Below are 13,902 nucleotides of genomic sequence, written 5' to 3'. Positions count from 1 at the left end.
AGGGCTTTAATTAATGATATTAATATTAGCTGCTGCTTTGAGCAGTGTCTTGGTGTCTATCCTATTAAAAAATTTAAAGAAAAAAGGTTATCAGCCATTACAGATGATTGCATGGAACTATGCAAGTGCTAGTCTTCTTTGCTTTTTGTGGTTTCAGCCCGATATCCAACATGTTTCAATAGTGCATACTCCATGGTGGTTAATCCTTGCCTTGGGGGTAATTTTACCTAGTATTTTTTTATGCCTTGCTAAATCATTAGAATATGCAGGAATTGTTAAAACTGAACTTGCACAGCGCCTTTCAGTTGTTCTTTCTTTGCTCGCAGCATATTTCTTTTTCCATGAGCAATTTAATGCATTAAAACTATGGGGAATAGGTTTAGGAATTCTTGCAGTTTTACTTGTTTTATTTGGACAAATGAAGTCTTTTTCCAATCATCAATCTAGAAAAGCAATTCTTGCTTTATTAAGTGTTTGGTGTGGTTATGCGGCAGTAGATATTCTTTTAAAATATACAAGTAGTTTAGGCCTTCAGTTTACACTTACTTTAAATCTTATTTTTATTACAGCTTTTATATTGTCGATTTCATATTTATTACTACAGAAGACTCAAAAGTGGCAGTTTAAAAGTACGATAGCTGGGTTAATATTAGGCATACTCAATTTTTCAAATATTGCTTTATATGTAAAAGCTCATATTCTTTTAAAAGATTCACCTGCAATTGTTTTTGCAAGCATGAATATTCTTGTTGTGTTATTTGGAATTCTAAGCGGAGTGATTTTATATAAAGAAAAATTAAAATGGCCTACTATTTTGGGGATTCTTTTAGGAATAAGCGGAGTAGTGTGTTTAGCTAGCGCAATGGCTTGATAGTTCAAGAGAATAGAATCTCTTGAACTATAGAGGTTTTATTATAAATAGGTAAAAATTACTTCATCTGGCAGTCGTGATTTAGGAAGTTTGGCATTAAAGTCATTTTCACTGCGATAGCCTAAAGAAACGATTACAGAGCTTCGTAAACCTTTTTCAGTTAAACCGAGCTCGGTATTTAGAACTTCTTCATCAAATCCCCCCATCGGAGTTGCATCAATGCCCTCTAAACCGGCAGCAAACAGTAACTGTCCTAAAGCAATGAATGTTTGATTTTCCATCCATCCAAATAAATTTTTCTGCTCATTTCTATAAAATTCGACATAACCATGGCGAGTATCTTTTTGCCCTAATTTTGCTTTTTCATCTTTAAAACGGCCACTTAAATCATCTTGTTCAAGCAATTGTTTTAAGTACTCAGATGAAATGTCTGTTTTTGTACAGAATACAAGTGTATGTGATGATTCGAGTACTTTAGGTGCATTGTAAGCATATTTACCTGTTAGTGCTTTTGCGATTCGTTCTTTAGCTGCAAGATTATCTGCCACTACGAAATGCCAAGGCTGAATATTCACTGAGGAAGGGGTAAAACGTAAAATTTCTAATAATTTATTGAGTTTTTCTTGAGGGATTTTCTTTTCAGGATCATATGCTTTTGTTGTGTAGCGACTTTTAACCGTATTTAATAAATCCATACTTTACTCCATATCAATCTTATTGCAATTGAGAGACTTTAATCTTTGGCATCATACGCTATTTTATTCAAAGATATTTGCTCTTTAATTTGATAAAAAATGTATTGCAGTAATATAGAAATTAAATATTTTTTTATAAATATATATTTCTAAATTAGTATGTCCAGTCAATTAACTTTAGCTGTGGAGCATTGTCAGTAGGATCAATTTCCAAAATCTGGGCTTGATGCTCTCTCCAATCGCCAAGTACGATACGTTGCTTATGTTGTAATTTATGAATTGAAGGGCGGTGTGTATGACCATGAATAAGTGTATCTATATCTGCTAAAGCAGAAATAACAGCTTGTTCATTCACATCCATAATTTCATAGCTTTTTTGCTGTTTATCTGCGGAGCTTCTTTTTCGAAAACCATTAACCAGTTTGGTGCGAAAACTCAGTGGTGTACGGCGTAAAAAAGAGACTAAGAGCGGATTTCTAATAATTTTTTTAAATCTTTGATAGGAAATATCATCTGTACATAGTGCGTCACCATGTTCTAGGCGGTACTGATGTCCAGCAATAGTGAGATAATAAATATCGGGTAGTAATACACCATTAAACTTATTGAGGAATACTTGATTTAAAGCAAAATCACGGTTGCCTACTTGAAAGTAAACCCGATTTCCTTTTTTGTTAAAGTGTTTTAATGCTTCAATAATTTCATCGAGCCATGGTGCCGAGTAATCATCGCCAATCCAAGCATTAAACCAGTCACCTAAAATATAAAGCTGTGTTTGTTTATTTTGATAATGCACCAATAAATCTAAAAACCCTCGAACAAGTCGAGGGTGTTCAGGTGACAAGTGTAAATCAGAGATAAACAGATAGGTCACAGCTTATTCCTAAAATTATTCAGAAATAATTTTAGCAGATTCGATTACCACGTTTTCTAAAGGAACGTCAGCGTGGTAACCACGGTTGCCAGTGCGAACGCCTTTGATCGCTTCAACAACATCCATACCTTCAACAACTTTACCAAATACAGCATAACCCCAACCTTGAGCAGTTTTAGAGGTATGGTTTAAGAAAGAGTTGTTTTTTACGTTAATGAAGAACTGTGCAGAAGCAGAGTGAGGTGCTTGAGTACGTGCCATAGCAATCGTACCAACGTCATTGCTTAAACCATTGTCAGCTTCGTTTTCGATAGAATCACGAGTTGCTTTTTCTTTGAAGTTTTCATCCATCCCGCCACCTTGGATCATGAAGCCATCAATGACACGGTGGAAAATAACGCCGTCATAAAAACCGTCACGTACATATTCTAAAAAGTTTGCTACTGTTTTTGGTGCTTTTTCAGTATTTAGTTCAAGAACAATACGACCTTTATTGGTGTTTAATTCGACTTGAGGAAAACTCATTACATTAATCTCCTAAACATGGGCTTATGACCATGGGTTTTTGGTTGAGAGAAGCATAAGCAAACTGTAAACTACAAGGCAAGTAAAAAACGTTAAAATCTTTGTGAAAAATGAAGATAGCGTTTAAATTTTTCGAAATTTATCTACAAAGAAGTGATTGATACACTATGAAGCCTAATGATGTTGTCTCGAACCTGCCAAATAACCCGACACCGAATACTCATGCCTCTGTCGATTCTGCGCAGCAAGAACAACAGGCTGGATTAGATTTTGTTCGCCAAGTCATTACGGATGATTTGGCTACAGGACGTGCAAAACAGATCGTAACGCGTTTTCCACCAGAACCAAATGGTTATTTACATATTGGCCATGTAAAAGCGATTTGCTTGAACTTTGGTGTGGCTGAAGAGTTTAATGGTTTGTGTAATTTGCGTTTTGACGATACAAACCCTGATGCTGAAGAACAAGAGTATGTTGACGGTATTACTAACGATGTGAAATGGCTTGGTTTTAACTGGAATGGTGAACCACGCTATGCATCGGGTTATTTTGATCAATTATATGCATGGGCAGTTCAACTTATTGAACAAGGCGATGCATATGTAGATTTACAATCACCAGAAGAAATTAAGTTAAACCGCGGTAGCTTTGTTGAGCCAGGTAAAAACTCTCCATACCGTGATGCATCTATTGAAGAGAATCTTGCTCGCTTTGCAAAAATGCGTAGCGGTGAGTTTAAAGAGGGTGAAGCGGTTTTACGTGCCAAGATTGATATGGCAAGTACAAATGTACATATGCGTGATCCGATTTTATATCGCGTATTGCATTCAGAGCATCACCAAACTGGCGATAAATGGAAAATCTATCCAATGTATGACTATGCTCATCCATTGTCTGATGCGATTGAAGGGATTACCCATTCGCTTTGTACATTAGAATTCCAAGATCACCGTCCGTTTTATGACTGGATTGTTGAAAAAGTAAAATCTAAAGCTGTTCCACATCAGTACGAATCTTCACGTTTAAACGTGGATTACACCATTACGTCAAAACGTAAATTACGTAAATTGGTGGAAGGTGCGTATGTAAATGGTTGGGATGACCCACGTATGCCAACCGTAGTCGGTATGCGCCGTCGTGGCTTTACTCCTGAAGGCTTACGTGATTTTTGTAAGCGTGTAGGCGTGTCAAAAACTGACGGTATTGTTGATGTTGCAATGCTTGAGTTCTGTATTCGTCAATCTTTAGAAAATACTGCTGCGCGTGGTATGGCTGTCTTAAGTCCACTTAAAGTGACTTTAACTAATTTACCTGAAGATATGGATCTTACGCATGCTCGCCATCCTAATGTTGATATGGGTGATCGTGTGATTCCTTTAACTAAGGAAATCTATATTGATCGTAAAGATTTTGAAGAAGTACCGCCAAAAGGCTTTAAACGTTTAATTCCTGACGGTGAAGTGCGTTTACGCCATGCTTACGTGATTAAATGTGATGAAGTCATTAAAGATGCAAATGGTGAAGTGATTGAACTGAAATGTTCAATTGACCCTGAAACTCTAGGAAAGAATCCGGAAGGCCGTAAGGTTAAAGGCGTGATTCACTGGGTATCTGCGACTAAAGGGATTCCTGCTGAAGTGCGTATTTACGATCGTTTATTTACCGAAGCCGCACCTGATGCAGACGATGACTTCTTGGCAAATCTTAATCCTGAATCATTGAGAGTGGTACAAGCTGTCATTGAGCCAGCTTTGGCACAAGCGAATCCTGAAGATCGTTTCCAATTTGAGCGTGAAGGCTATTTTGTCGCTGATCAATATGATCATTCATCAGAGAAACCGGTTTTCAACCGTATTCTTGATTTGAAAGATAGCTTCAAGCCTGAGAAAAAGTAAGAGAAATAAAAAGCCCAACTCAGTTGGGCTTTTTATTTAGGTTGATATTTACTTTTAAAGATTACTTTTGCGTATGGCTAAGTAGGATTAATCACATAAAAATAAATAACTGTTGTTAGAAGAAGAATAGACGCTAGCGATAAATAGGTATTCACCGTATTAAAGCTTTTGATAAATTTCAGGATTTCCATAATGATTTAACTATTTATATTTGTGAGTAAAAGTAGCGTGAAGCATTAGACTTAATTTAATATAAAATGTTCCAAAAGATAGATTTTTACTCTACCTTTTGGTTAATAAAAAAGCATTTGAACTTATTTATAGTAGTAAAAAGCGATTAACCACTATATCCAATGCGTTTTAGAAATTTTTGAATTACTTCAAATGCAGCATGTTCGAGTGCTTGGGCATATTGCAAGTTTTCTTCGCGAAGTTTCTGAATCGAAATCTTGGCATTACGAAGTTCACATGTATGGCCAATTAACCATTTCTCAAAATTTTCTTCTGTTGTTTCAATATGAAACTGCAACGCGAGAATATTATTTCCAACTTCAAATGCTTGATTGGTATAAATCTCTGAACTAGCTAATAACACCGCGTTTTCAGGGAGGTCGAAAGTATCGCCATGCCAATGTAGAACATGGACATTATTAAGCAAAGGAGATAACACCTGATTGGCACGTAGGCTTAAGCTCAGTGGTCCCCAACCAATTTCTTTCTGATGCCCCGCATATACTTTTGCGCCAAGCGCATGGGCAATAAGCTGTGCACCCAAACAAATACCAAGTGTAGGTTTATCTGCTGCTAGACGTTGTTTAAGTAAAGCAATTTCGTCTTTTAAAAATGGATAATCTTCAGTTTCATAAACTCCGATTGGGCCACCTAAAATAATAGTTAATCCATCGTGTGCAAAAGCAGCAGTTAAATCGTCAACACCCGCTTCAAAATAACGGACGCGAAATCCAAGTTGATAAAAGACATCTTCTAATGAACCTAAGTCTTCGAAAGCAAGATGCTGAATGGCATAAATAGTTTTAGGGAAGGCGTTTGTTGTGTTCATACAAATGATTCATAGAAGATCAATAGGTGGAGTATAGCGATAAATATAAAGAAGAAAATATCTGTATAAATCGTCAATACCTGAAAATTGATATTTTTCGTTAAGATAATATCGTTATGCAATGGATTATCTATTTTCCAATAAATCTCTTTGCATATTCCATTGCTTAAAATAATAGCTTTTGAGTTTCTTCAAACTCTATATTTGAAAGTTGATGCTCATCTTTTAGATTAACTCCTGAGAAACCAAGTTGTTTGGATTTTTTCATTAAAGCGATTAACCGTTGTACTGCCACAGGAATACTTAAGCCTGCTGAACGGACATTGGAAATACAATTACGTTTAGCATCGAGGCAGCCTGAATATGCATTCAACGTGTAGTAAATTCCCATACTATCAGGAGAGCTTAAACCCGGACGCTCACCAATGAGCATCACAAGCATGGGTGCCTTAAAGATTTCAGCAACCTCATCACCAAGAGCAACCCGACTGCCTGTTGCCAGTGCAATGGGTGCAAGAGTCCAGTTTTCTTGCTGAATTTGTTCATTCAGCATTGTAATGAATGAGATAGCATTCGCTTCAATCGCTCTTGCGGAGAGACCGTCACCGACCACAATACAAACATCATACTCTTGCGTGTTTTCTGCATACTTCTTAATTAAGGCTTCTTTTGATGAGTTTGAAAGCTGACGACCTAAATCTGGATGTTTAAGATAAATTTCTTTATTAGGGGCGTTACTTTGGACATGAAGACTTTGCAACTGTCTTTGCGCTAATTGCTCGGACAAATAAGAAACATCCATCTCTTGATAAACCGCATCTTTTGCTTGCGCATGAGACAACTGGAACTCAAGTAAGGCACGTGTTGGGATGCTACAACCAGCGCGTCCTAATGCAATGCGTGCATCAGTAAATTGTTTAAGTTTGTCCCACTGATCTTGATGGGTAGAGGAAGGGTATTGAATATCACGATTAAGTTTCATAACGTTCTCCCTAATTCATCAGTAGACGAGAGAATTGGTCGGGCATGTGGTCTGCCCAACAAATTTGAGAGTTTTGCTGTTTAAAAATACCTTGCTGTTCAAGCCAAGCTGAAAACTCAGGAGCGGGTTTTAAACCGAGGAGTTGTCTTAAATAGAGGGCATCATGGAACGAGGTCGTTTGATAATTGAGCATGACATCATCTGAACCCGGAATTCCCATAATGAAGTTAATGCCCGCGGCGCCAAATAGAGTAAGGAGAACATCCATATCATTTTGGTCAGCATCAGCATGGTTGGTGTAACAAATATCGCAGCCCATCGGCACACCAAGCAACTTACCGCAGAAATGATCTTCTAAGCCTGCACGTATAATTTGTTTGCCGTTAAAGAGGTATTCGGGGCCAATAAAACCGACGACAGTATTCACTAAAAGCGGATTGTATTTACGGGCCACTGCATAAGCCCGTGTTTCTAATGTTTGCTGGTCAACGCCGTGATGAGCATTGCTGGATAAAGCACTGCCTTGACCCGTTTCAAAGTACATAACATTTTGTCCAATGGTTCCGCGTTTAAGTGCGAGCGTGGCTTCATATCCCTCTTGTAGTAAATCGAGTGAAATTCCAAAACCTTCATTAGCCAGCTGTGTACCAGCGATTGATTGAAACATTAAATCAATTGGCACATTTTTTTCAGCTAGTTGAATACCTGAGCTGATATGTGTGAGTACACAAGATTGCGTCGGGATTTGATATTCCTGAATCACATGATCAAGTAACTTCAGTAGCTCTGATAAATTATGCAAGTTATCCGTTGCGGGGTTGATGCCAATCACGGCGTCACCATTGCCATACATTAAACCATCTAAAATACTGGCAGAAATACCGAGCACATCATCGGTCGGATGGTTCGGTTGTAAACGTGTAGAAAGATGGCCTTTTAAACCGATTGTGTTACGAAATTGGGTGACCACTTCGCATTTGCTGGCGACATAAATCAAATCTTGATTGCGCATAATTTTGCTGACTGCAGCCACCATTTCTGGAGTTAAACCTGATGCTAAAGCTTTTAAGCTTTGTGCAGTCGCATCTTCACCAAGTAACCAATTTCGAAAATCGCCTACTGTAAAGTGTGAAATAGGGGCAAAGGCTGCCAGATCATGTTCATCAATAATTAAACGGGTAATCTCATCAGTTTCGTAATCGACTACAACTTCATTTAAAAACGCTTTAAGCGGTACATCGGCCAAAGTCATTTGTGCCGCAACATGCTCAGTTGCGTCTCTGGCGGCTACACCTGCTAATTCATCTCCTGAACGTAACGGCGTTGCTTTTGCCATCAAGGTCTTCAAGTCAGCAAAGTGATACTGTTGATTGGCGACAATATTGCGATAACTCATAGTTGCATCCTTTTTATAGTTCTTGTTCTGCGGCTTTAATATTTGCAAACTCTTCTTCTGGTGTACCTTTAACTAAATGATAGCGGCTATAGAATAAAAAGTAAGCAATAAATACGATATAAATAGCGGCAGCAATAAACCAAACTTTCGGATTGACAACGAAGCCTGCGACTACAGCAGCGACTGCTAGAATCAAGGCAATACTTGAAGTAACGATTCCCCCTGGAGTTTTATAAGGACGAGGCATGTCGGGTTTAGATAGGCGTAGTTTGATGTGGGACAAAAGAATCAACACATAAGAAATAGTTGCACCGAACACGGCAATTAAAATCAGTGAATCGCCTTCTTTGGTGAGTGAAAGCAAGAACCCGATAATACCCGGAATAATAATTGCGAGATAAGGGGCTTTATTTTTATTGGTTAAAGAGAGTGAAGTAGGTAAGTAACCAGCACGAGAGAGTGCAAAAATTTGACGCGAATAGGCATAGATAATTGAAAAGAAACTCGCGATTAAACCTGCTAAACCCACAAAGTTAACAAAAGTCGCAAGCCAAGTATTGGTGCCATAAACTTTAACCAGAGCATCGACGAGGGGAGCGCCAGAGTTTTGTAAAGTACTTGCACCCGCTGCACCTGCACCTAAGAATAAAATGAGCATAGCAAACGCCGTTAAGATGAGCATTGCTCCGATTAAACCGCGTGGCAGGGATTTGGCTGGATCTTTTGCTTCTTCGGCTGCTAATGGCACACCTTCAACTGCTAGGAAAAACCAGATAGCAAAAGGAACTGCAGCCCAGATACCCAAATAGCCATGAGGTAAAAAAAGACTTGCGCCAACACCTGTACCAACTGGGATATCAAACAAATTTTGTGCATTAAAGTGTGGAATCATTGCGACAATAAACACAATAAGGGCAATAGCAGCGACAAGGGTAATTGCGAACATAATTTTTAAGGCTTCGCCGGCACCTTTCAGATGTATGCCCATAAAAATAGCGTAGCAGGCGAGGTAAATCATCCAGCCATTAATGCCAAATAAAGATTCGCAATAACCGCCAATAAATACGGCAATCGCCGCAGGAGCAATCGCATATTCAATTAAAATGGCTGTACCTGTTAAATAGCCCCCAAAAGGTCCAAAGGCAGCACGGGCAAAACTATAACCGCCACCTGCTGTTGGCATCATGGTGGACATTTCTGACATAGAAAGACATAGGCACAGATACATGATTGCAGCGAGGGCAGTGGCAATAAACATGCCACCCCAACCACCTTGAGCAATGCCGAAGTTCCAGCCAGCAAAATCACCCGATATCACATAAGCTACGCCTAAACCAATCAGGAGTAACCAACCAACCGTACCTTGTTTGAGTTGACGCTGAGCAAAATATTCTGCTGATGAAACTTCTGTGCTTGAAGAAATGACGGAAGCTGTTTCTGGTTGATTCATACAATACTCCTGCGAGTGGGTTTGTATGAATCAATGCAAAAGCAATGCCTAAATGAAGCACTTTAGAGAGTAGATGGAGCTTTTTTATTCTAGATGATAAAAATTCAAGCTTAACAATCGTAAATAAAGAAGCCAGCAATCTAAATTACTGGCTTCTTATATAAGTAGTCATCTTACTTCTTTCTGGTGTTGATAATTTGGTATCAACTTGGTGCGAAACTTAGAAGAAGCCCATTGGTTTAGTTGAATAACTCACCAACAAGTTTTTAGTTTGTTGATAATGATCTAGCATCATCTTATGATTTTCACGGCCAATACCAGACTTCTTGTAGCCACCAAATGCAGCATGTGCAGGGTAGATGTTGTAGCAGTTTGTCCAGACACGACCCGCCTCAATAGCACGACCAGCACGATAAGAAATGTGAGCTGAACGTGACCATACACCTGCACCTAAACCATACATGGTGTCATTGGCAATTTTAATTGCATCGTCAAAGTCTTTGAACGTTGTCACAGCAAGTACAGGTCCAAAAATTTCCTCTTGGAAAACTTGCATGCCATTGTGACCTTTAAAAATAGTCGGATCGACATAGTAACCATCGCCTACTTCTTTACGGCCGCTACCGCCCAGTAAGAGCTCTGCACCTTCTTCACGACCAGTGTTAATACAACGTAAGATTTTCTCTTGTTGTTGTAGAGATGCTTGTGCGCCAATCATCGTTTCAGTATCAAGTGGATGACCAGTCTTAATACGTTTTACTCGTTCGACAGCCATCTCTAAGAACTGATCAGCGATGCTTTCTTGTACTAAAGCACGAGAAGGGCAAGTACATACTTCACCTTGGTTTAAGGCAAACATGGCAAAACCTTCAAGCGTTTTTTCTAAGAAGTCATCTTCTTTATCCATGATATCTTCAAAGAAAAGGTTTGGTGATTTACCACCAAGTTCTAATGTCACTGGAATAATATTTTCGGTCGCATATTGCATCACCATTTGTCCAGTTTGAGTTGAACCTGTGAATGCGATTTTTGCAATACGTGGGTTTGTCGCTAAAGGACGGCCGACTTCTGAACCGAAACCATTGACAATATTAAGTACACCCGGCGGTAAAATATCTTGGATCAGTTCAGCCACCAACAAAATACCCACTGGAGTTTGCTCAGCTGGTTTAATCACGACACAGTTACCTGCTGCTAAAGCAGGTGCAAGTTTCCATGCTGCCATCAAAATCGGGAAGTTCCATGGAATAATTTGACCAACTACACCGAGTGGTTCATGGAAATGATAAGCAATGGTATCTTCATCAATTTCCGAGATGCCGCCTTCTTGAGCACGAATACATCCAGCGAAATAACGGAAATGGTCAATCGCAAGTGGAAGGTCCGCTGCTAAAGTTTCACGGACTGCTTTACCGTTATCCCAAGTTTCTGCAACAGCAAGCATTTCAAGATTTGCTTCTAAACGATCAGCAATTTTTAAAAGGATATTCGAGCGTACTGTTGGTGATGCTTTATTCCATGTTGCTTTTGCTTTGTGCGCTGCATCTAGAGCGAGTTCAATATCTTCAGCACTAGAACGTGGAATACGTGTAAAAGCTTTTCCGTCAACAGGAGATACATTATCAAAATATGCACCCTTTATAGGTGCCACCCATTCACCGCCAATAAAATTTTCGTATTGTGATTTAAATTGAACTTTTGAGCCTGGTTGATTTGGATCGATATAGCGCATATAAATATTCCTTTGCTTTTTAGGACTAAAGACTAACAAGAACCCTGTCAGTAGGTACTTTCGTACTTTGTATAATTAGGATATAAATAAGAAGGTTGGAGAAAGGTTGGAATAGAAATGTGGATATATAAGGAATTTACAAATGTTCACAAAAAAGGATTTATTGCAGCAACGGACGTTGATTGATCAACTGCGCACGCAAAATAGTCTCTCTCCTCAGAACGCTGCCAAACTCGGCCAAAGTATTGCAAGCTCGTGGGAACGATCGGCTTCTGCCGCGATTCCTAAAGAGCGTTTTGCGGCTCCATTAGTCGAGAAAAAAACTGCTTCACAAAATGCTTTAGATATGGCTTTAAGCCAATGTGCCGACGACTTACGTCATATTGCAGAGCAATCTTCAATGGTAATTGCTGTCGGTGATATCGGCAGTACCATTATCTGGACGGCACCAAGTGCACAAATGCAAAGTGCTGCTGAGCGTGTACATTTTGTACAGGGTGGTCAATGGCGTGAAGAATTTGTTGGTACGAATGCCTTGGCTTTATCTTTAAAAACTCAACAATCAAGCTGTGTTTTTTCAAATGAACATTACATGGAGTCGATTCATGATTGGGTGTGTTATGCCGCGCCGATTATCGATCCATATTCAAAACAAACGCTAGGTGTTGTTGATTTATCAACCACATGGAAGAACCATAATAGTTTAGGAATTCTGGCTGCTGAACGTTGTGCATCCATTATTCAATCTGCTTTGCTAGAGCAGCAGCGTCAACAGTTACATATTCGTGCATTTTCGACGCCGCAAGTTAAATTTAACGGCAAAAGCTTATTATTAACGCCGCGTCAAATTGAAATTTTAACCATATTGGCACTATGTCCGCATGGTTTAACTTTAGAGCATCTTTATCAGGCACTCTATGGCGAACGTAAAGTCAGTATGGGTACGCTTAAAGCTGAAATGTCTCAACTACGAGATATTTTGGGTGGTTTGCTTGGTTCACGTCCATATCGTCTGCTTGTGCATGTTGAAGCTGATTTCTTACAAGCTGAACAAGCACTCGATGCGGGATATGCAGCCTCTGCTTTACAGCTTTACACAGGTGTATTTCTGGCTAAAACTGAAAGTCCATTTTTATGCGCATGGCGCGACTGCCTTGAATCACGCTTGAGCGATGCAATTTTTAAAACCCAAGAAACAGATTTACTGTTAAAGCATTTAGCTCATTTCCCTGAAGCAATTGATGCGGTAGAACGCCTTATGGAGCTATTACCGAGCGAACATCCTGCGCATCAACTGCTGGTGAAATACCTTGACTCACCTAAGCTTAGTTAAGTAATTTTTTGATCCAGCCACTGGAACAATTGTTGATAGACTTGTTCTCGTACTGGCTGGGCCGAAAGGACTAAGTCATGCAACCCATTGTGAATAGAGACTATAGAAACATCGCCTTTAATTTTTTTACCATGTTTTTCAATGTCTTTAACATCTAAAATCACATCACTTTGAGTCGCATCTATTCCCCATTTTTTTGGATTTTTAGTTTGATGCGAATGCATAATCAGTGCGGGAACGTTCAGTTTAACTCCGCGGTGAATCTCTTTTTGCGCCGTATGAATCGCATGTACAAAGCTGAGCTGAACTGTAGGGGCAGAGGTCGGTTTCCAGTCAAGATTGAACTCCCATTCGCCTTTGAGTTGCTTGTGAAGACTGGTGGTATACCATTTATTTAATTGACTTGGAAATTTAACTTTTGGCAGATATTTTCCTATTCGACTGAGCATTGGAATACCAAATTTCTTTTCGACTAAGCTTAAATTAAAATCGTAAAATGGACTATTCGCCCAGAGCGCTTTAATAAGAGGATGATCTGGATGATGGGCAGCATAAAGTGTTGCTGTCAAACCACCAGTTGAATGACCTGCGAGTAAAACCTGAGCGTGTTGCTCTTCGCCAATAATCTCTAATGCTTGAGTAATTTCGGCATCATATTCTTTTAAATCAAGCACATTATAGAAAATTTGATGAGGCAGCTTTGAGCGGCCATATTTTCTTAAATCAAGTGCATAGAAGTCATAACCATGAGCATTGAATTGCTCAGCCATTTCGGTTTGAAAGAAATAATCTAAAAAACCATGAATATACAGCACGGCTTTTTGAGTAGATTGAGAGGCTTTTTTACGCACTAAGGTGGCTACAACTTTCCCTTCATAATCATTAGGAAAACTAAGTGTGAGCTGTTCGTAACCCGTGCCTAAAATATCTGGAACATAAGTTTGATTAGCTAAAGATGTATTCATTTTTATCGAGCTATTGTAATTAAGACATGCAGAGTATCCTTCAATGAAATGGGCGAATTGTCAATCAGGTTTAGAGAAGGTTGGAGTATAGGTTCTAAAAAAAAGGGAATACCGCTGGAGCTAA

General features: G+C 39.1%; 13 protein-coding genes. 3 read left to right on the top strand and 10 right to left on the bottom strand.

What is annotated here, in order from left to right; genetic code table 11:
- The first annotated feature begins 13 nt into the window (after positions 1-13).
- Positions 14-871: a DMT family transporter gene (locus J663_RS01715; RefSeq protein ID WP_033847443.1), complete on the top strand. Its 858-nt coding sequence runs from the start codon at positions 14-16 to the stop codon at positions 869-871.
- Positions 872-912: 41 nt separating this feature from the next.
- On the opposite strand, the gene nfsB is transcribed toward J663_RS01715, so the two are convergent.
- The 3 genes from nfsB to J663_RS01700 all read right to left on the bottom strand — a co-directional run bounded on the left by nfsB (position 913) and on the right by J663_RS01700 (position 2,965).
- Positions 913-1,566 carry an oxygen-insensitive NAD(P)H nitroreductase gene (gene nfsB, locus J663_RS01710; RefSeq protein ID WP_033847442.1) on the bottom strand — a complete coding sequence of 218 codons (654 nt, stop codon included), beginning with the start codon at positions 1,564-1,566 and terminating at the stop codon, positions 913-915.
- Positions 1,567-1,720: 154 nt separating this feature from the next.
- Positions 1,721-2,440, bottom strand: a complete 720-nt coding sequence (locus J663_RS01705) for a UDP-2,3-diacylglucosamine diphosphatase (protein WP_033847440.1) — start codon at positions 2,438-2,440, stop codon at positions 1,721-1,723.
- Between the two features lie 15 nt (positions 2,441-2,455).
- Positions 2,456-2,965 carry a peptidylprolyl isomerase gene (locus tag J663_RS01700; protein WP_002122280.1) on the bottom strand — a complete coding sequence of 170 codons (510 nt, stop codon included), beginning with the start codon at positions 2,963-2,965 and terminating at the stop codon, positions 2,456-2,458.
- A gap of 167 nt (positions 2,966-3,132) precedes the next feature.
- Here J663_RS01700 and J663_RS01695 point away from each other — a divergent pair, with 167 nt between their 5' ends.
- A complete protein-coding gene (locus J663_RS01695) occupies positions 3,133-4,860 on the top strand; it encodes a glutamine--tRNA ligase/YqeY domain fusion protein (protein WP_033847438.1) in 1,728 nt (575 codons plus the stop codon).
- A gap of 77 nt (positions 4,861-4,937) precedes the next feature.
- Here the strand turns inward: J663_RS01695 and J663_RS19530 are convergent, their stop codons facing one another.
- The 6 genes from J663_RS19530 to J663_RS01670 form a co-directional block, all read right to left on the bottom strand.
- Positions 4,938-5,051 carry a hypothetical protein gene (locus J663_RS19530; protein ID WP_079284197.1) on the bottom strand — a complete coding sequence of 38 codons (114 nt, stop codon included), beginning with the start codon at positions 5,049-5,051 and terminating at the stop codon, positions 4,938-4,940.
- Positions 5,052-5,197: 146 nt separating this feature from the next.
- On the bottom strand, positions 5,198-5,920 hold the full coding sequence (locus J663_RS01690) for a glutamine amidotransferase (RefSeq protein WP_005073676.1): 723 nt from the start codon (positions 5,918-5,920) through the stop codon (positions 5,198-5,200).
- 166 nt (positions 5,921-6,086) lie between these two features.
- The gene (gene eutC / locus J663_RS01685; RefSeq protein ID WP_033847436.1) at positions 6,087-6,902 is read right to left on the bottom strand and encodes an ethanolamine ammonia-lyase subunit EutC; all 816 of its coding nucleotides are present in this window, start codon (positions 6,900-6,902) and stop codon (positions 6,087-6,089) included.
- A 10-nt stretch (positions 6,903-6,912) separates the two neighbouring features.
- Positions 6,913-8,298 carry an ethanolamine ammonia-lyase subunit EutB gene (locus J663_RS01680; protein WP_033847434.1) on the bottom strand — a complete coding sequence of 462 codons (1,386 nt, stop codon included), beginning with the start codon at positions 8,296-8,298 and terminating at the stop codon, positions 6,913-6,915.
- A 13-nt stretch (positions 8,299-8,311) separates the two neighbouring features.
- Entirely contained in the window at positions 8,312-9,748 is a 1,437-nt protein-coding gene (gene eat / locus J663_RS01675) for an ethanolamine permease (RefSeq protein WP_033847432.1), read from the bottom strand.
- A 220-nt stretch (positions 9,749-9,968) separates the two neighbouring features.
- Positions 9,969-11,480 (bottom strand): aldehyde dehydrogenase family protein, encoded by a 1,512-nt coding sequence (locus J663_RS01670; RefSeq protein WP_002119354.1) that lies wholly within the window; start codon positions 11,478-11,480, stop codon positions 9,969-9,971.
- A 142-nt stretch (positions 11,481-11,622) separates the two neighbouring features.
- On the opposite strand from J663_RS01670, the gene J663_RS01665 reads away from it, so the two are divergent.
- Positions 11,623-12,813 (top strand): helix-turn-helix domain-containing protein, encoded by a 1,191-nt coding sequence (locus J663_RS01665; protein WP_005068630.1) that lies wholly within the window; start codon positions 11,623-11,625, stop codon positions 12,811-12,813.
- Here the strand turns inward: J663_RS01665 and J663_RS01660 are convergent.
- Positions 12,810-13,778 carry an alpha/beta hydrolase gene (locus tag J663_RS01660; protein WP_033847429.1) on the bottom strand — a complete coding sequence of 323 codons (969 nt, stop codon included), beginning with the start codon at positions 13,776-13,778 and terminating at the stop codon, positions 12,810-12,812. The two genes, J663_RS01665 and J663_RS01660, sit on opposite strands and share 4 nt — an antisense overlap.
- Positions 13,779-13,902 lie beyond the last annotated feature (124 nt).

Origin of the sequence: Acinetobacter sp. 826659, from assembly GCF_000588515.1 — a bacterium.
Taxonomy (GTDB): domain Bacteria; phylum Pseudomonadota; class Gammaproteobacteria; order Pseudomonadales; family Moraxellaceae; genus Acinetobacter; species Acinetobacter pittii.
This window is presented reverse-complemented; position numbering and strand designations above follow the sequence as displayed.